The organism is Pseudomonas sp. HP_14 (genome assembly GCF_055283875.1).
This window is the reverse complement of sequence record NZ_JBTOQI010000041.1, coordinates 115,557-133,079: the sequence shown is the minus strand read 5'-3', so window position 1 is coordinate 133,079 and position 17,523 is coordinate 115,557. Positions and strand designations below refer to the sequence as shown.

Genomic DNA, 17,523 nt, shown 5'->3' with positions numbered 1-17,523 from the left:
TTCGCCGAATGACTGCATCTGCCCGTATCGGGCAGGTGCATGGAGAGTTTTATGTCGGTTTCTGATCAAACCGCCGTGCTGTCTGTCAGCGGTATAGGTAAGACCTACGCGCAACCCGTGCTGGGCGACATTGACCTGACGTTGATGCGTGGTGAAGTGCTCGCTCTCACGGGTGAGAATGGCGCCGGTAAAAGTACCCTTTCGAAAATCATAGGCGGGCTGGAAGCGCCGACTACGGGGCAGATGCAATTTCAGGGGGAAAGTTATCAGCCGGCAAACCGTACACAGGCAGAAACGCTTGGCGTGCGCATGGTGATGCAGGAGCTCAATCTGCTGCCCACCCTGTCTGTTGCAGAAAACCTGTTTCTCGACAACTTGCCGCGTCGTGCAGGCTGGATCAATCGCAAGCGTCTGCGTGAAGACGCGATCAAGGCCATGGCTCAAGTCGGGCTGGACGCGATTGATCCGGACACGCTGGTGAGTGAGCTAGGCATCGGTCATCAGCAGATGGTGGAGATTGCCCGCAACCTGATCGGTGACTGTCGTGTCCTGATACTGGATGAGCCTACGGCCATGCTGACGGCCCGGGAAGTCGAGATGTTGTTCGAGCAGATCACCCGTCTGCAGGCGCGCGGCGTGTCGATCATTTACATCTCTCACCGCCTTGAAGAGTTGCAGCGGGTTGCGCAACGTATTGCCGTGCTGCGTGATGGCAAGCTGGTGTGCGTCGACGCTATCGCGAACTACAGCAGTGAGCAGTTAGTGACGTTGATGGTCGGCCGGGAGCTGGGTGACAAGATTGATTTGGGAACCCGTCAGATTGGTGCAGTGGCCCTGAGTGTCAAAGGTCTGGGGCGTGGCGAAAAGGTCCGGGACGTTTCATTCCAGGTCCGCAAAGGTGAAATTTTCGGCATTTCCGGGTTGATCGGCGCCGGGCGCACCGAGCTTTTGCGCCTGATCTATGGCGCAGATCTGGCCGACAGCGGCAGCATCGAACTGGGTAGCCCGCTTCGGGCGGTCTCGATTCGCTCTCCTGCCGACGCGGTTCGCGAGGGTATCGCGCTGATTACCGAGGATCGCAAGGGCGAAGGACTGCTGTTGACTCAGTCTATCAGCGCCAATATCGCTTTGGGCAATATGGACGCGGTATCGGCTGGCGGGCTAGTCAACGCTCGCGATGAAGCGAGTCTGGCAAAACGGCAGATCGATGCCATGCGTATTCGCAGTTCGGGGCCTGCGCAACTGGTTTCAGAGCTGTCCGGGGGCAATCAGCAAAAGGTGGTTATCGGCCGCTGGCTGGAGCGCGATTGCCCGATCATGCTGTTTGATGAACCCACCCGCGGCATTGATGTAGGGGCCAAGTTCGATATTTACGGCCTGCTTGGCGAACTGACCCGTCAGGGCAGGGCACTGATCGTGGTCTCCAGTGATCTGCGTGAGCTGATGCTGATCTGTGATCGCATCGGCGTGCTGTCTGCCGGGCGTCTGATCGATACCTTCGAACGCGACAGCTGGACCCAGGACGAACTGCTTGCCGCCGCATTTGCCGGCTATCAAAAACGCGACGCGCTGCTCAGTGAAGCGGCGCCGAGGACTGCTTGATGAAAACCTCTACCCCTTCACAGGCTCTTTCCGCACCGGCGAAACGTGGCGGTACTTATTTCGGTCTGGGAACCTACCTGGGCCTTGCGGGTGCCTTGCTGGCAATGGTCGTGCTGTTCTCACTGCTCAGCGATCACTTTCTCTCGTACAACACGTTCAGCACCATCGCCAATCAGATTCCTGATCTGATGGTGCTGGCGGTAGGTATGACGTTCGTGCTGATTATCGGCGGCATTGATCTGTCCGTGGGGTCGGTGCTCGCTCTGGCGGCCTCCGCAGTCAGCGTGGCGATTCTTGGCTGGGGCTGGAGTATTTTTCCGGCTGCGCTGTTGGGCATGGCCTGCGCCACACTGGCTGGCACGCTTACCGGCTCGATCACGGTCGCCTGGCGAATCCCTTCATTTATCGTGTCTCTTGGTGTGCTGGAGATGGCTCGTGGTGTTGCGTACCAGATGACCGATTCGCGCACCGCCTACATTGGTGATGCCTACGCCTGGTTATCTAACCCGTTCGCCTTCGGTATCTCGCCCTCGTTTGTCATTGCCTTGCTGGTGATTTTTGCCGCGCAGGCGCTACTCACCCGCACCGTATTTGGACGCTACTTGATCGGCATTGGTACCAACGAAGAGGCCGTGCGTCTGGCGGGCATCAACCCCAAGCCATACAAGATTCTGGTGTTCTCAATGATGGGCCTGTTGGCGGGCGTCGCGGCGCTGTTCCAGATTTCCCGTCTGGAAGCCGCCGATCCCAACGCGGGCTCGGGGCTGGAGTTGCAGGTGATCGCCGCGGTGGTCATTGGTGGCACCAGTTTGATGGGCGGACGTGGTTCGATCATCAGCACCTTCTTTGGTGTGTTGATCATTTCGGTGCTGGCAGCCGGGTTGGCGCAAATCGGTGCCACGGAGCCAACCAAGCGGATTATCACCGGTGCGGTAATCGTCATCGCCGTAGTGCTCGACACTTATCGCAGTCACCGCGCAAAGCGCCAGGTCTGACATGGCAACAATCAAGGATGTGGCGGCGCTGGCCGGTATTTCTTACACGACGGTTTCTCATGTCTTGAACAATTCCCGGCCTGTAAGCGATCAGGTCAGGATCAAGGTCGAGGCGGCCATTCGGCAGCTGGATTATGTACCCAGTGCCGTGGCGCGCTCCCTCAAGGCCAAGTCCACATCGACCATCGGCTTGCTGATACCGAATGGTGTCAACCCGTATTTCGCCGAGCTGGCCCGAGGCATTGAGGATTACTGCGAGCGCAACGGTTTCTGCGTGATCCTGTGCAACTGCGATGACAATGCAGATAAACAGCGTGGCTATTTGCGGGTGTTGCTGGAGAAGCGCGTCGACGGGCTGATCGTGTCCTCGGTGGGCGGGGATCCCGGGCTGGACGGCGGTCTCGCAGGTGTGCGTACGCCCATGGTGGTGGTTGACCGCGAACTTGAAGGTATCGACGCTGATCTCGTGCGTATTGATCACGAACTGGGCGGTTATCTGGCCACTCGTCACCTCCTTGATTTGGGGCATCGCCATATCGCCTGTATTCATGGCCCCGCGCAAACCAGCGTGGCACGGTTAAGGCTGCAAGGTTACGAGCGGGCGATGGCTGAGGCGGGCATTCACATCGATCCTCATTGGGTCATCGAAAGCGACTACACCAGCCCGGGTGGTTATCAGGCGGCTGTCAGCCTGTTGGCAGGTAAGCCACCGACCGCTATTTTTGCCGGAAATGACATGATCGGAATCGGCGTATTGCGCGCCGCTGCCGAGCGTAATGTCCGCGTGCCAAGGGATCTCTCCGTGGTGGGGTTCGACGACATAGAAATGAGCCGCTATGTATACCCGGCCTTGACGACGGTCGGGCAGTCGATTGTCTCGCTGGGCGAGAGTGCCGCGCAGATGCTTTTAAGGCGCATCACTGGCGTGTTCGAGGACGCGCCTGAGCAGCGTGTCGTTGCGCCAAGCATCGTGTTGCGTGAGTCCACGGCACCGCCGTTCCATGAATAACGCTGAGTCATAACTACGTCGAGTCATAACGATGAATGCGAAAAAGAATACTGACGTGTCGTCCGCCCAGGTAGTGGTGATCGGCAGCTTGAATATGGATCTGGTCACACGTGCGCAACGATTGCCGGGGCCTGGGGAAACCCTGAGCGGCGATTCATTCGCCACCGTATCGGGCGGCAAGGGCGCCAATCAGGCCGTTGCGGCGGCTCGGCTGGGTGCGCGTGTGGCAATGATTGGCTGCGTCGGTGATGACGCCTATGGCGAGCAACTGCGTAACGCTCTGCTGGCTGAGCAGATTGACTGCAAAGGATTGACCACTGTCGCTGATGTTTCTACTGGCATTGCTTCAATCGTGGTGGACGCCGATGGCCAGAACGCGATCATTATTGTCGCCGGCGGCAACGGTCGTCTCACTCCGGATGTCATTGACCGCTTCGATGCTCTGCTCGGCTCTGCGCAGGTCGTTATTTGTCAGTTGGAAGTGCCTTTGCCTAGCGTTGCGCATGCATTGCGTCGAGCGCGGGAGTTGGGCAAGACAGTGATCCTCAATCCCGCTCCGGCGGTCGCTGCATTGCCTGATCAGTGGTATTCGTTGATCGATTATCTGATTCCCAACGAAACCGAGGCGGCTATTCTGAGCGGTATCGCAGTGGACTCGGTGGCGTCGGCAGAGCGCGCAACACAGTCCCTGCTGGCTTCGGGTGCGAGCAAGGTCATCATCACGCTGGGGGAGCAGGGGGCATTGCTGGCGTCATGGCAGGGGAGCGAGCATTTTCCTGCGCCGCGCGTTACTGCGGTCGACAGTACGGCTGCTGGTGATACATTTGTTGGCGGTTTCGCTGCTGCGCTCGCTCAAGGCCACACCGAAGCTGACGCGATTCGTTTCGCGCAGAAGGCTGCGGCAATATCTGTAACCCGTGCTGGCGCGCAGCCCTCCATCCCCGATAGCGCTGAAGTCCAAAGGTTCGCTTTTACATGAAAAAAACACCGCTGCTCAACATCGCACTGTCCCGAGTCATCGCCTCTCTGGGGCATGGCGATATCCTGATGATTGTCGACGCAGGCATGCCAATCCCGGCAGGCGTTGAATTGATTGATCTGGCGCTCACCCGTGGCGTAGCCGATTTCGCCAGCGTGCTGGATACCGTCCTGAGTGAAATGGAGGTCGAAAGCCATGTGCTGGCTGAGGAAATCATGTTCAAGAAGCCGCCAGCCCTGAGTGTTATCGAAGGTTTGAATCTGGATGGTGATCTGGGTGAGCAGCGTCTGCTCAGTCACGAGGCGCTGAAGGCCTTGAGCAAAAGCGCGAGAGCAATCGTCCGTACTGGCGAATTTGAGCCATACAGCAACATTGCATTGGTTGCCGGTGTGGTTTTCTGACTGTCCGCAAAGACGCTTTTCTGGAACAGGGAGTTCTTTATGCACCTTTTGCATCTCGTCAAACAGTTACCTTTCACACAGTTGCTTCGGAGCCTGCTGCTATTGTCCATTCTCTGTGCGAGCGTTACCCAGGCCGCGGAAAAGCGCGATTTGATTATCGATACTGACCCTGGGGCTGATGACGTGGTGGCGTTGCTGCTTGCGCTGGCGTCGCCCGAGGAGTTGAACGTCCTGGCGATTACGACCGTGGCGGGCAATGTGCGGCTGGACAAAACTTCGCGCAATGCCCGGCTTGCAAGGGAGTGGGCCGGCCGTGAGGACGTGCCGGTGTATGCCGGGGCGTCGAAGCCTTTGGTGCGTAAACCGATTTACGCGGAGAATGTTCACGGTCAGGAAGGGCTGCCCGGCGTCCCCGTGCATGAACCAACGCAAGGGCTGGCGCAGGGCAATGCGGTGCAGTATCTGATTGATACATTGCGCAAGGCCAGGCCGCACAGCATCACCATTGCCATGCTCGGGCCGCAAACCAATCTGGCCTTGGCGCTGGTGCAGGATCCGGAAATCACCCAAGGCATCAAGGAAGTCGTGGTGATGGGCGGCGCGCATTTCAATGGCGGTAATATCACACCGGTTGCCGAGTTCAATCTGTTCGCCGATCCCCATGCGGCTCAGGTTGTCCTGGCCAGTGGTGTCAAACTGACCTACCTGCCGCTGGATGTAACTCATAAAATCCTGACCAGCGAACAGCGTCTGGCGCAGATTGCTGCGCTGGATAATCAGGCAGGCAAACTGGTCGGCAGTATTCTCAACGAATACGTAAAACTGGATATGGCTCACTACGGTTTGCCAGGCGGACCGGTTCATGACGCGAGTGTCATTGCCTGGTTGCTCAAGCCTGAGCTGTTCAGCGGCAGGCAGATCAACGTGGCAATCGACAGCCGCGAAGGTGTAGGTTTTGGTCAGACCGTTGCTGACTGGTATGACACGCTGGGCCTGGATAAAAATGTGTTCTGGGTCGAAAGCGGCGATGCACAGGGCTTTTTCGACCTGCTGACCAGTCGCTTGTCACGCCTCAAATAGGGGCTATTTGGCTGGCCGGTTCAGGACACTCGTTGTGCTGTACCGGTTTCGCTGGGGTATCGGGCGAGCACTTGAGTGATGAACGCAAGGGCGCCCTCGGTTCCCAGCTCTTTCACCAGCAAGTCCACTGCAATAATCGCCAGTTCTTCCGGGTTTCCCGGGCTGTGTGATGAATGCCCCTGCGGCCATTTGGCCTTGATGTCTGCATCGATAGATACGACTGCCATTACTGCCTCTTCTCGTCGTCTGTAAGGGGATCCATGAACTGCGTGACCTGAATGGCCAAACGCTGAGCGCAGTAAAGCACTTCAGATTCTTTTTGGCACTGCTACCTAAGGCGGGCTGACTGGTGGCCGTGGAATCCTCAGGCCTGTTTACTCATGTTTTGTGACGATTTGCTTTCGCGTGCACCGAGTGGGTCGGGCAGACTGCTCAGCTGGCTGGCCTGATGGCATTTAACTGGCCCTGTATTGCAACGAATAGGTTGGGATGCTGTCGCAAGGGTTCAGCTTTTGTTTATCGGTCAAGGAGTCTGTATGCCGTGGAAAATATCGTCAGTCGGGTTGGTCGTTGCTTTGTCGTTAATGGCAGGGTGCAGCAGCACGCCTGAGCCAGCAGCTCAAGAGCCGAATGCTCCCGTCGCCAGTGGTCGTTGTGACGCTGCTGGTGCTCAGTTCGCTGTAGGTCAGCAAGCTTCAGCTGCATTGCTGGCTCAAGCCCGCGCCAAGGCCGGGGCGCAGGATGCGCGATTCATTGGTGCCAACGACATGGTCACGCTGGAATACCGTTCTAATCGCGTCAATCTGAATACCGATGCCAATGGCAAGGTAGTGCGGGTCAACTGCGGTTGAGTCGAGTGTTTTTGCTACAGGCATAAAAAAACCCCGTCAGTGACGGGGTTTTTTTAGACCGCTCGGATTACTCCGGACGAACCTGAGCAGCTTGCATGCCCTTTTGGCCTTTCTCAGCCACGAAGGAAACGGTCTGGCCTTCTTTCAGGCTTTTGAAACCGTCGCTTTCGATAGCTTTGAAGTGTACGAACAGGTCGTCACCGCCACCCTGTGGGGTGATAAAGCCGAAGCCTTTTTCATCGTTGAACCATTTTACGGTGCCGGTTTGGCGATTAGACATGGTGAATCTCCAAGAACATAATTTTTCAGTGTACGTGTTGCTCAGGCCAACTGGGCACACCGGCCTATCATAGTCGAAATGCGGGAATGTAGAACTTTTTCAGTAAGAACTTTGAGTCAGTGTCGTAAGAAGGAACCGCATAACGCCCCTCGAACTTACCTTCTCAAATACATTAATCATAGGTCCAGGCTCCGACAGCGGGGCTACAAGGCACGTATTACGTGGCTTTCAGAAAAATTCTGCTAACTTGCGGATAGTACGCCCCGCGTCACAGTCCAGATTCATCTATATCAATTATTTTTTTGGTCCGGCGCAGTTTTTAGCCACTAAATCCCGCATTTTTGCTGTTTGCTCAGGAGTTGGTGGCGGATTGGCATTGCTCATCTTTTCAATTTCAGCGCTGGTGAAATTTTTGCTGACTTGTTCGGCGCCGCACTCGCAATGGGCTTTTGCGGATTTCTGATCCAGCGTCTGGCCCGCCGTAGCGACGCAGTCGTTGATAAATTTTGTTTTGGTTGGCGCGCTCATGGCTGCGTGGGCACTGAGTGGCACTGCGAGTGCGATAGGGGCGAGCAGGGCGAAAAGACTTAACTTCATGGCGTTCTCCTTATAAGGCACAGCGGGATTGCTATGAGTTGCACATCCATCTGACGGCCTTGAGGCGCTCCAGTTCAGTGCGCTTTTTATTGGACTGGGTGTTGGAGGCGGTGATTAAGTGATATGGCGTGCATGTGCTCGGGCTGAGCTGTGATAGGATGCGCGTCCTTTATATCTGTTCGCTGCTGGCTAGAGCTTGTCTAACCTCGTCGTTCAGCTTTTTATTGTTCAATCCAGTCATCTGGTTCGGTTCAAGGTTGGCCGCGAGGCTCCTGCCACTGTGAGGCAGGCATACCACCGGATCACGTACTGGCTCATCCCAACCCACGTGACCTTTGGTAGGGGTCACCACTAGGAGAGGAGGCGCCATGCCCACCATTACTCTTCCCGACGGCAGTCAACGTTCATTCGATCACCCGGTTTCCGTAGCCGAGGTCGCGCTTTCCATTGGTGCTGGTCTGGCCAAGGCCACCGTCGCCGGTAAGGTCGACGGCCAACTGGTCGATGCCAGCGATCTGATCGAAAAAGATGCCAGTCTGCAGATCATTACCCCCAAGGACCAGGAAGGGCTGGAGATCATCCGCCACTCGTGCGCCCACTTGGTAGGTCATGCAGTCAAGCAACTGTACCCGACTGCAAAAATGGTTATCGGCCCAGTCATTGATGACGGCTTTTATTACGATATCGCTTACGAGCGCCCGTTCACGCCTGAAGACATGGCGGCGATCGAGCAGCGTATGCAGCAGTTGATCGAAAAAGATTACGACGTCATCAAGAAGGTCACTCCGCGTGCCGAAGTGATCGACGTGTTCACTGCGCGTCACGAAGATTACAAACTGCGTCTGGTTGAAGATATGCCAGAGCAGCAGACCATGGGTCTGTACTACCACGAAGAATACGTCGACATGTGCCGCGGCCCGCACGTGCCGAACACTCGCTTCCTGAAGTCGTTCAAGCTGACCAAGTTGTCGGGCGCCTACTGGCGCGGCGATGCCAAGAACGAGCAGTTGCAGCGTGTCTACGGCACGGCCTGGGCTGACAAGAAGCAACTGGCTGCTTATATCCAGCGCATCGAAGAAGCTGAAAAGCGCGATCACCGCAAGATCGGCAAGCGCCTCGGCCTCTTTCATACCCAGGAAGAAGCGCCGGGCATGGTGTTCTGGCATCCGCAGGGCTGGACTCTGTATCAGGTGCTTGAGCAGTACATGCGCAAGGTGCAGCGCGAGAACGGTTATCTGGAGATCAAAACTCCCCAGGTCGTCGATCGCTCCCTGTGGGAGAAGTCGGGTCACTGGGCGAACTACGCCGACAACATGTTCACCACCGAGTCAGAAAGCCGCGACTACGCAATCAAGCCGATGAACTGCCCTTGCCACGTGCAGGTGTTCAATCAAGGCCTGAAAAGCTACCGCGAGCTGCCGATGCGTCTGGCCGAGTTCGGTGCCTGCCACCGCAACGAGCCGTCCGGTGCGCTGCACGGGATCATGCGTGTTCGTGGCTTCACTCAGGATGATGCGCACATCTTCTGTACTGAAGATCAGATGCAGGCCGAGTCCGCAGCGTTCATCAAGCTGACCCTGGATGTGTACGCTGATTTTGGCTTCAAGGACATCGAACTGAAGCTTTCAACTCGTCCAGAGAAGCGTGTAGGTTCCGACGAACTGTGGGATCGCGCTGAAAGCGCGTTGGCGTCGGCTCTGGATAGCGCTGGTCTGCCATATGATCTGCAGCCGGGCGAGGGCGCGTTTTACGGTCCGAAGATCGAGTTCTCGTTGAAGGACTGTCTGGGTCGTGTCTGGCAGTGTGGTACCCTGCAGCTCGATTTCAACTTGCCGATCCGTTTGAGCGCGGAATACGTGTCCGAAGACAACAGCCGTAAACATCCGGTCATGTTGCACCGGGCGATTCTCGGTTCCTTCGAGCGTTTCATCGGAATTCTGATCGAGCACTACGAAGGTGCGTTCCCGGCCTGGCTGGCGCCCACTCAGGCAGTGATTATGAATATCACTGATAAACAGGCAGATTTTGCCCTTGAAGTGGAAAAAATTCTCGCGGAAAGCGGGTTTCGTGCCAAGTCCGACTTGAGAAATGAAAAGATCGGCTTTAAAATCCGTGAGCATACTTTGCTCAAGGTTCCTTATCTCCTCGTGATTGGAGATCGGGAAGTTGAAATGCAAACTGTCGCTGTGCGGACACGTGAAGGTGCAGACCTCGGCTCGATGCCGGTCGCCCAATTCGCTGAATTCCTCGCACAAGCGGTTTCCCGGCGTGGTCGCCAAGATTCGGAGTAATTATTATTAAGCGTGAAATGAGACAAGATAAACGAGCTGCACCGAAAGCCCCGATCAACGAGAATATCTCGGCACGCGAGGTTCGGTTAATTGGAGCTGAAGGCGAGCAGCTTGGGATTGTGTCAATTGAAGACGCGCTTCTTAAGGCTGAAGAGGCCAAACTGGATTTGGTGGAAATTTCCGCCGATGCAGTACCCCCTGTTTGCAAGCTGATGGACTACGGCAAATCGATCTTCGAGAAGAAGAAGCAGATTGCTGCCGCGAAGAAAAACCAGAAGCAGATTCAGGTTAAAGAAATCAAGTTTCGTCCAGGGACGGAGGAAGGGGATTACCAGGTAAAACTACGCAACCTGGTACGTTTCCTGAGTGACGGGGACAGGGCCAAGGTATCGTTGAGATTCCGCGGTCGTGAGATGGCCCACCAGGAGTTGGGCATGGAACTGTTGAAACGGGTTGAAGCTGACCTGCTCGAATACGGTTCCGTTGAGCAGCATCCTAAGATGGAAGGACGCCAGCTGATTATGGTCATCGCCCCGAAAAAGAAGAAATAACCACCAGGGCACGGCAGGCCTTGCGGTTATGTTTATCAACTGAATGCGGAGTATCCGAACATGCCAAAGATGAAGACTAAAAGTGGTGCAGCTAAGCGGTTTTTGAAAACTGCTAACGGCATCAAGCACAAACACGCTTTCAAGAGCCACATCCTGACCAAAATGTCGACCAAGCGTAAGCGTCAATTGCGCGGTAGCAGCTTGCTGCATCCGTCTGACGTGGCAAAAGTCGAGCGCATGCTGCGCCTTCGTTAATTTTGATCAAGAATAGAGGAAGTAACTCATGGCTCGTGTAAAGCGTGGCGTCATTGCCCGTAAGCGTCACAAAAAAATTCTGAAACTTGCTAAAGGCTACTACGGCGCGCGTTCACGCGTATTCCGTGTTGCCAAGCAAGCGGTAATCAAGGCAGGCCAATACGCCTACCGTGACCGTCGTCAGAAAAAACGTCAGTTCCGCGCTCTGTGGATCGCTCGTATCAACGCTGGTGCTCGTATCAACGGTCTGTCCTACAGCCGTTTCATCGCCGGCCTGAAAAAAGCGTCCATCGAGATCGACCGTAAGGTTCTGGCTGATCTGGCAGTGAACGAAAAAGCGGCGTTTGCTGCGATTGTCGAGAAAGCTAAAGCCACTTTGGCCTAAGTCCCCGACAATCACCGGGCCTCGGTTTTCCGGGGTTCGGTGTTAAACGTCATAAATAGGGGAAGAGCCTTAAAGCTCTTCCCCTATTTCGTATCTGGAGTCTGTACATGGAAAACCTGGACGCGCTGGTCTCGCAAGCTCTTGAGGCTGTGCAGAGCGCTGAAGATATCAATGCCCTGGAGCAAATCCGGGTTCAATACCTTGGCAAGAAGGGCGAGTTGACTCAGGTGATGAAGACCCTGGGGAATTTGCCTGCAGAAGAGCGTCCGCAAGTCGGCGCCCTGATCAATGTCGCCAAGGAGCGTGTCACAGAGGTTCTCAATGCCCGCAAGGCGTCGTTCGAGGAAGCGGATCTCGCCGCCAAACTCGCCGCCGAGTCCATTGACGTGACCCTGCCTGGCCGTGGCCAGACCTCGGGCGGTCTGCATCCGGTTACCCGTACTCTGGAACGCATCGAACAATTCTTCACCCATATTGGCTACGGCATCGCCGAAGGCCCTGAGGTGGAAGACGATTACCATAACTTTGAAGCGCTCAACATCCCAGGCCATCACCCGGCCCGCTCGATGCATGACACCTTCTATTTCAATGCGAACATGTTGTTGCGCACCCATACCTCGCCGGTACAGGTCCGCACCATGGAATCGCAGCGCCCGCCGATCCGCATTGTTTGCCCGGGCCGTGTGTACCGCAGCGACTCGGATATCACTCACTCGCCGATGTTCCACCAGGTCGAAGGCCTGCTGGTCGATCGCGATATCAACTTCGCTGACCTGAAAGGAACTATCGAAGAGTTCCTGCGGGTGTTCTTCGAAAAAGAACTGGCCGTGCGTTTCCGCCCGTCTTACTTCCCGTTCACCGAGCCTTCTGCTGAAGTCGACATGGAATGTGTGATGTGCAGCGGTAAAGGTTGCCGTGTCTGCAAACAGACTGGCTGGCTGGAAGTAATGGGTTGCGGCATGGTTCACCCGAACGTGTTGCGTATGTCCGGCATTGATCCTGAAGAATTCTCGGGCTTTGCTTTCGGCATGGGCGTGGAGCGTCTGGCCATGCTGCGTTACGGCGTCAACGACTTGCGTCTGTTCTTCGACAACGACTTGCGGTTCCTCGCGCAATTTCGCTGAGGCGCTTCGCGGCAGCCCGCCAGTGGCCGCTGTCGCAGAGCACCGGAGTCGCCCGTAACGCATTTTTTTGGAGAGCAGGATGAAATTCAGTGAACAATGGTTGCGCGGCTGGGTAAGCCCGCAAGTATCCCGCGACGAGCTGGTTGCTCGTTTGTCGATGGCTGGCCTTGAAGTCGATAGCGTCACCCCGGCTGCGGGTGTATTCAGCGGTGTGGTCGTCGGCGAAGTGCTGAGCACCGAGCAACATCCGGATGCTGACAAGCTGCGCGTATGTCAGGTCAGCAATGGTTCAGAAACCTTTCAGGTTGTCTGCGGCGCGCCAAACGTGCGTCCGGGTCTGAAGATTCCATTCGCCATGATCGGTGCCGAACTGCCGGGCGATTTCAAGATCAAGAAAGCCAAGCTGCGTGGCGTTGAGTCCAACGGCATGCTGTGTTCCCAATCCGAGCTTCAGGTAGGTGAGGGCAACGACGGCCTGATGGAACTGCCAGCCGATGCGCCGGTGGGTGAAGACTTCCGTGTGTACCTTGAGCTGGATGACGCCAGCATCGAAGTTGACCTGACCCCCAACCGTGGCGACTGCCTGTCGCTGGCGGGTCTGGCTCGCGAAGTAGGCGCGCTCTACGCAGCCCCGGTGGCTGTTCCGGCTGTTGCTGCTGTTGCGGTAGCACACGATGAAGTACGTCCGGTTGACGTGCTGGCGACCAACGCCTGCCCACGCTACCTCGGCCGCGTGATTCGCAATGTTGATCTGTCTCGTCCTACGCCTTTGTGGATGGTTGAGCGTCTGCGTCGTTCCGATATTCGCAGCATCGACGCAGTAGTCGACATCACCAACTACGTGATGATTGAGCTGGGTCAGCCATTGCATGCATTTGATCTGGCTGAAATCAATGGCGGCATCCGTGTGCGTATGGCAGAGGAGGGCGAGAAGCTCGTTCTGCTGGACGGTCAGGAAGTCAGCCTGCGTTCCGACACTCTGGTGATTGCTGACCACCAACGCGCCCTGGCAATCGCCGGTGTGATGGGCGGTGAGCACAGCGGTGTTTCCAGCACCACTCGCGACGTATTCCTCGAAAGCGCGTTCTTCGACCAGATCGCCGTGGCGGGTAAAGCCCGTTCGTATGGCCTGCACACCGACGCTTCACATCGCTACGAGCGTGGCGTTGACTGGCAGTTGGCTCGCAAGGCGATGGAACGAGCCACTGGCCTGTTGCTGGAAATCACCGGTGGCGAAGCCGGCCCGGTAATCGAAGCTGTCAGCGAAAATGATCTGCCGTCGATCGCACCGGTCACTTTGCGTGCCGAGCGTATCGAGCAGATGCTGGGTCTGAAAATGGACCCTGCGGAAATCGAAGGGCTTTTGACCGGCCTCGGTTTGACCGTTTCTGCTGAAGCAGCAGGGCAGTGGCGTGTTGAAGTGCCAAGTCATCGCTTCGACATCAGCCTTGAAGTTGATCTGATCGAAGAACTGGCGCGCCTGTACGGTTACAACCGTCTTCCAGTTCGCTACCCGCAGGCGCGTCTTGCGCCTCAAGCCAAAGCTGAAGCCCGTAGCGATCTGCCTGAACTGCGTCGCCTATTGGTCGCTCGTGGTTATCAGGAAGCAATTACCTATAGCTTCATCGATCCTAAGCAGTTCGAACTGTTCAGCCCCGGTGCTGAGCCGTTGCTGTTGGCGAACCCTATCTCCAACGACATGGCCGCCATGCGTGCGTCGTTGTGGCCGGGCCTGGTCAAATCGTTGCAGCACAACCTCAATCGTCAGCAGGATCGCGTTCGTCTGTTCGAAAGCGGCTTGCGCTTCGTCGGTCAACTCGATGGCCTGAAGCAAGAGCCAATGCTGGCAGGCGTGGTCTGCGGCAGCCGCTTGCCTGAGGGTTGGGCGCAAGGTCGTGACGTGGTCGATTTCTTCGACGTGAAAGCGGACGTAGAGGCTGTTCTGGGCTTTGCCGGTGCGCTCGACGCGTTCACTTTCGTGCCGGGCAAGCATCCGGCACTGCACCCTGGCCAGACTGCGCGCATCGAACGCGACGGTCGTGAAGTAGGCTACGTCGGTGCCATTCACCCTGAATTGTCGAAAACCCTAGGTCTGGATCGTCCAGTCTTTGTTTTCGAGCTGGTTCTGGCAGAAGTTGCACTGGGTAAAATGCCTAAATTCCAGGAGTTGTCGCGCTTTCCTGAAGTGCGACGTGACCTGGCGCTGGTGGCTGATGAAGGTGTTCCAGCGACTGCCGTTCTCGACGTTATTCGAGAAAATGCAGGCGAATGGCTCACAGACCTCAGGCTATTTGACGTTTATCAGGGTAAAGGCATTGATCCGCATAGAAAAAGCCTTGCAGTTGGCTTGACCTGGCAGCATCCATCGCGCACTCTTAACGACGATGAGGTCAATGCGGCGACGCATAAAATCCTCACCTCACTCGAGGAAAGGTTAAACGCCACGTTAAGGAAGTAGCGTATGGGGGCTCTGACGAAAGCTGAGATGGCCGAACGTCTGTACGAAGAGCTGGGCCTGAATAAACGAGAAGCCAAGGAATTGGTGGAGCTGTTCTTCGAGGAAATCAGGCACGCTCTGGAAGATAACGAGCAGGTCAAATTGTCCGGATTCGGCAATTTTGACCTGCGAGATAAACGCCAGCGGCCAGGTAGAAATCCGAAGACAGGGGAAGAGATTCCTATCACGGCTCGCCGTGTTGTCACGTTCCGTCCAGGGCAGAAGTTGAAGGCCCGAGTTGAGGCTTATGCTGGAACCAAGTCATAACGACGAGTTACCGCCGATACCAGGCAAACGCTACTTCACCATTGGTGAGGTCAGTGAACTCTGCGCGGTAAAACCGCACGTTTTGCGCTATTGGGAGCAGGAGTTTCCTCAGCTCAACCCCGTTAAACGACGTGGTAACCGCCGGTATTATCAGCGCGAAGACGTGCTGATGATCCGGCAGATCCGCGGCTTGCTCTACGAGCAAGGTTTCACCATCGGTGGTGCGCGCTTGCGTATGACCGCTGGCGAACCCAAGGATGACACTCAGGATTACAAGCAATTGATCCGGCAGATGATCATCGAGCTGGAAGATGTTCTGGTGGTATTGGGCAAGTAGAAGTCGCCCGGATACTTCCATAATTCAAAAGCTTAGGTTATATTCCTCGAAGTTTCCGCAGCATTGAAACTGATACACGCCTAGTCGGGGCGTAGCGCAGCCCGGTAGCGCACTTGCATGGGGTGCAAGGGGTCGAGTGTTCGAATCACTCCGTCCCGACCATTTATTCTGTAGACGGCTCAAGCACTTACGGTGTTTGAGCCGTTTTCATTTCTAGCCCCATAATCAAAATAAAATCAAAACGTCAGCCCGAAATCTCCTTGATATCTAGGTCGGCGACCACCTCTGACCAGATGATGTCGTTGTGATCTTTCTGGTAATTCCGCGTAATCCCCTCCGTTGTATGCCCCGCGATTTTCTGCCCGTCTTTGCCCGCCCGTTTGTATAGGTGGAGCGAAAGTGCGCGCACTTCATGAAAGCCAGGCTGCTCAGCCTCGGTCCATTTGCTGTAGCAGCCTGCTGCGTCCCGAGCTTCTTTGAACGCCCTCGTTAAAAACCTTTCCTCGACCTTCGTCCAATGCGCCTTGCCTCGCGCCTGCGACTGCTTTTTCCGCTCCGGCTTCCGGTGGACAAGGTACGGCGATGCGATGTCATCGCGGCACCGAGAGATAACTGCCGCCAGTTCTTTCGTGAGGGCGAACTTGATCCAGCCAGCGTCACTGGCCTTTTCTGTTTTGCTCTGGACTCCGTGCAGGCCACCATCGTGCACGTCGCTAAACTTCATGTTGAGCACATCCCCACGGCGCTGCGCGGTGATCAGTGCCAGGTCGATGGCATTCTGTAGCCACACCGGGGAGGCTTCGCGAATCGCTTTCAGCCCCTCGATAGTGTGCCGCTTGCGCTGCTTCTTCTCGATTTTCGGGATGGTGCAGGAGGCAGGATTGTCAGGACACAGCCCTTTAGAAGCGGCGTGGTTAAAAACGTCCACAAGTAAAGCCCGAGTCTGGTTCGCGCCGCGCGCTGTCATGCCGTCAAGCATTTCGGCGATGTGTCGAATAGTGATCTGATCTATGGGCTGATCACCGAAAGCGGCCTTGATCTGCTTGGCGCGCACTTTGTATAGGGTCAACGTGGCCTTTGCCAACTCGCGGGGAGGAAGGATTTCACGTTCGTAGGTATCAAGAAACGCTGAAAGGGTCTGGGTATGACCCATTACACCAGACACCAGATCGGTTCCCGCCATAAGCAGACTGTTGAGCTGCTTAGCTGCCTGGACCGCCTTGTGCCGGTCCGTGCCCATGCCCTGCCATGCCCCTGTGTCTGGGCGGCGGTACTTGAATGACTCCCCGCCATTATTGGAATAGAGGTTTGGCGGAAGCCCCTTGTGCTTGGGGCTGCGTGGGCGTGGCGACATTAGGCGGCTCCTCTGAGCACCGAATCAACCAGATCGTTTCCGGTTGCGTTTTGGTAGGAGGTCCAGTCGATGAACCATAGCTTCCCCACGCGTTCGCCGGGAAGGTCGTCGTTCTTGATCTGGTTACGGATAGCCTGGGAGCAAAGCGGTGTACCGTTCTCTCCCCACACGCGCCGCTGAAACTCGCTGATCTTCACCAGTTCGCGGCGCGCCTGCACTGCTTGGCGCTTTGTTTTCATGTACTGCTCCACGCCGCCCTATGGCGGCAGAAGGGGTTATCCGGTGGCTTTGGCGATGGCAGCCAGCGTCATATCGAGCATCACCTCGATAGTTGGCTGCTTCATATCTCGCTCACCCTCATGAAATGCCTCAAGCCGCGACTTAATGCGCTCTAGCGTAGAAAGCAGTTCAGGTGCTGCAGCTAGGAGTTTTACGTTCGCCTCCCGCTCGCTGTAGTCGTCGAAGTTTTCGCCATGTATTCGGCCGCCAATATCTCTGGCGATCACGAATACCTGCGTTGCGTCGGCATTGTCGCGCTCGTTGTCCGACTCGATTTCTAGTTGATTCATGAAACCCTTCACGATTCGCCAAGGCCCAGGCGTGTGTTTGAATTCGCTCATAGTGATACCTCGCCCGCCGATCACCGGCAGGCTTGAAGTAGGGGGAGG

At 56.2% G+C, this 17,523-nt stretch carries 21 protein-coding genes and 1 tRNA gene; 16 read left to right on the top strand and 6 right to left on the bottom strand.

The features are described 5' to 3' along the window. Positions 1 to 51: 51 nt before the first annotated feature. The 6 genes from ACYASS_RS19785 to ACYASS_RS19760 are packed head-to-tail and all read left to right on the top strand — an operon-like array spanning position 52 to position 6,066. Entirely contained in the window at positions 52 to 1,602 is a 1,551-nt protein-coding gene (locus ACYASS_RS19785; RefSeq protein ID WP_463587372.1) for a sugar ABC transporter ATP-binding protein, read from the top strand. Then, on the top strand, positions 1,602 to 2,597 hold the full coding sequence (locus ACYASS_RS19780) for an ABC transporter permease (RefSeq protein WP_463587371.1): 996 nt from the start codon (positions 1,602 to 1,604) through the stop codon (positions 2,595 to 2,597). Before ACYASS_RS19785 ends, ACYASS_RS19780 begins: the two co-directional genes overlap by 1 nt. A gap of 1 nt (position 2,598) precedes the next feature. After that, complete coding sequence (locus ACYASS_RS19775; protein WP_463587370.1) at positions 2,599 to 3,606, top strand: LacI family DNA-binding transcriptional regulator; 1,008 nt, start codon at positions 2,599 to 2,601, stop codon at positions 3,604 to 3,606. A gap of 31 nt (positions 3,607 to 3,637) precedes the next feature. Continuing rightward, positions 3,638 to 4,585, top strand: a complete 948-nt coding sequence (gene rbsK / locus ACYASS_RS19770; RefSeq protein ID WP_463587369.1) for a ribokinase — start codon at positions 3,638 to 3,640, stop codon at positions 4,583 to 4,585. Beyond that, complete coding sequence (gene rbsD / locus ACYASS_RS19765; RefSeq protein WP_463587368.1) at positions 4,582 to 4,986, top strand: D-ribose pyranase; 405 nt, start codon at positions 4,582 to 4,584, stop codon at positions 4,984 to 4,986. Before rbsK ends, rbsD begins: the two co-directional genes overlap by 4 nt. 39 nt (positions 4,987 to 5,025) lie before the next feature. Then, positions 5,026 to 6,066, top strand: a complete 1,041-nt coding sequence (locus ACYASS_RS19760) for a nucleoside hydrolase (protein ID WP_463587367.1) — start codon at positions 5,026 to 5,028, stop codon at positions 6,064 to 6,066. Between the two features lie 20 nt (positions 6,067 to 6,086). On the opposite strand, the gene ACYASS_RS19755 is transcribed toward ACYASS_RS19760, so the two are convergent. Beyond that, positions 6,087 to 6,293, bottom strand: coding sequence for a hypothetical protein (locus ACYASS_RS19755; protein ID WP_243247320.1), 207 nt, complete (start codon positions 6,291 to 6,293; stop codon positions 6,087 to 6,089). 309 nt (positions 6,294 to 6,602) lie between these two features. On the opposite strand from ACYASS_RS19755, the gene ACYASS_RS19750 reads away from it, so the two are divergent. Then, entirely contained in the window at positions 6,603 to 6,917 is a 315-nt protein-coding gene (locus ACYASS_RS19750) for an I78 family peptidase inhibitor (RefSeq protein WP_243247321.1), read from the top strand. Between the two features lie 67 nt (positions 6,918 to 6,984). On the opposite strand, the gene ACYASS_RS19745 is transcribed toward ACYASS_RS19750, so the two are convergent. Together ACYASS_RS19745 and ACYASS_RS19740 are read right to left on the bottom strand one after the other, a co-directional pair. After that, positions 6,985 to 7,197, bottom strand: a complete 213-nt coding sequence (locus ACYASS_RS19745) for a cold-shock protein (RefSeq protein WP_003179963.1) — start codon at positions 7,195 to 7,197, stop codon at positions 6,985 to 6,987. A gap of 294 nt (positions 7,198 to 7,491) precedes the next feature. Further along, on the bottom strand, positions 7,492 to 7,794 hold the full coding sequence (locus tag ACYASS_RS19740; RefSeq protein ID WP_463587366.1) for a hypothetical protein: 303 nt from the start codon (positions 7,792 to 7,794) through the stop codon (positions 7,492 to 7,494). Between the two features lie 368 nt (positions 7,795 to 8,162). On the opposite strand from ACYASS_RS19740, the gene thrS reads away from it, so the two are divergent. The 9 genes from thrS (at position 8,163) to ACYASS_RS19695 (ending at position 15,663) form a co-directional block, all read left to right on the top strand. Continuing rightward, positions 8,163 to 10,085, top strand: coding sequence for a threonine--tRNA ligase (gene thrS, locus ACYASS_RS19735; protein ID WP_463587365.1), 1,923 nt, complete (start codon positions 8,163 to 8,165; stop codon positions 10,083 to 10,085). Then, positions 10,085 to 10,636, top strand: a complete 552-nt coding sequence (gene infC, locus ACYASS_RS19730) for a translation initiation factor IF-3 (RefSeq protein WP_169851780.1) — start codon at positions 10,085 to 10,087, stop codon at positions 10,634 to 10,636. Before thrS ends, infC begins: the two co-directional genes overlap by 1 nt. Positions 10,637 to 10,696: 60 nt before the next feature. After that, a complete protein-coding gene (rpmI, locus tag ACYASS_RS19725) occupies positions 10,697 to 10,891 on the top strand; it encodes a 50S ribosomal protein L35 (RefSeq protein ID WP_002553160.1) in 195 nt (64 codons plus the stop codon). Between the two features lie 28 nt (positions 10,892 to 10,919). Continuing rightward, positions 10,920 to 11,276, top strand: a complete 357-nt coding sequence (gene rplT / locus ACYASS_RS19720) for a 50S ribosomal protein L20 (RefSeq protein WP_007905879.1) — start codon at positions 10,920 to 10,922, stop codon at positions 11,274 to 11,276. A 107-nt stretch (positions 11,277 to 11,383) separates the two neighbouring features. Then, positions 11,384 to 12,400, top strand: coding sequence for a phenylalanine--tRNA ligase subunit alpha (pheS, locus tag ACYASS_RS19715; RefSeq protein ID WP_122664527.1), 1,017 nt, complete (start codon positions 11,384 to 11,386; stop codon positions 12,398 to 12,400). A 79-nt stretch (positions 12,401 to 12,479) separates the two neighbouring features. Then, complete coding sequence (pheT, locus tag ACYASS_RS19710; RefSeq protein ID WP_463587364.1) at positions 12,480 to 14,858, top strand: phenylalanine--tRNA ligase subunit beta; 2,379 nt, start codon at positions 12,480 to 12,482, stop codon at positions 14,856 to 14,858. Between the two features lie 3 nt (positions 14,859 to 14,861). Next, the gene (gene ihfA / locus ACYASS_RS19705; protein WP_002553164.1) at positions 14,862 to 15,164 is read left to right on the top strand and encodes an integration host factor subunit alpha; all 303 of its coding nucleotides are present in this window, start codon (positions 14,862 to 14,864) and stop codon (positions 15,162 to 15,164) included. Next, positions 15,145 to 15,501 carry a MerR family transcriptional regulator gene (locus tag ACYASS_RS19700; protein WP_463587363.1) on the top strand — a complete coding sequence of 119 codons (357 nt, stop codon included), beginning with the start codon at positions 15,145 to 15,147 and terminating at the stop codon, positions 15,499 to 15,501. The genes ihfA and ACYASS_RS19700 overlap by 20 nt, the downstream gene beginning before the upstream one ends. An 85-nt stretch (positions 15,502 to 15,586) precedes the next feature. After that, a tRNA-Pro gene (locus ACYASS_RS19695) sits at positions 15,587 to 15,663 on the top strand. Positions 15,664 to 15,745: 82 nt separating this feature from the next. On the opposite strand, the gene ACYASS_RS19690 is transcribed toward ACYASS_RS19695, so the two are convergent. The 3 genes from ACYASS_RS19690 to ACYASS_RS19680 are packed head-to-tail and all read right to left on the bottom strand — an operon-like array spanning position 15,746 to position 17,475. Then, positions 15,746 to 16,855, bottom strand: a complete 1,110-nt coding sequence (locus ACYASS_RS19690; protein ID WP_463587362.1) for a tyrosine-type recombinase/integrase — start codon at positions 16,853 to 16,855, stop codon at positions 15,746 to 15,748. Next, on the bottom strand, positions 16,855 to 17,094 hold the full coding sequence (locus ACYASS_RS19685) for a hypothetical protein (RefSeq protein ID WP_463587361.1): 240 nt from the start codon (positions 17,092 to 17,094) through the stop codon (positions 16,855 to 16,857). The genes ACYASS_RS19690 and ACYASS_RS19685 overlap by 1 nt, the downstream gene beginning before the upstream one ends. 36 nt (positions 17,095 to 17,130) lie before the next feature. Further along, positions 17,131 to 17,475, bottom strand: a complete 345-nt coding sequence (locus ACYASS_RS19680) for a hypothetical protein (protein ID WP_463587360.1) — start codon at positions 17,473 to 17,475, stop codon at positions 17,131 to 17,133. Between the last annotated feature and the right edge of the window lie 48 nt (positions 17,476 to 17,523).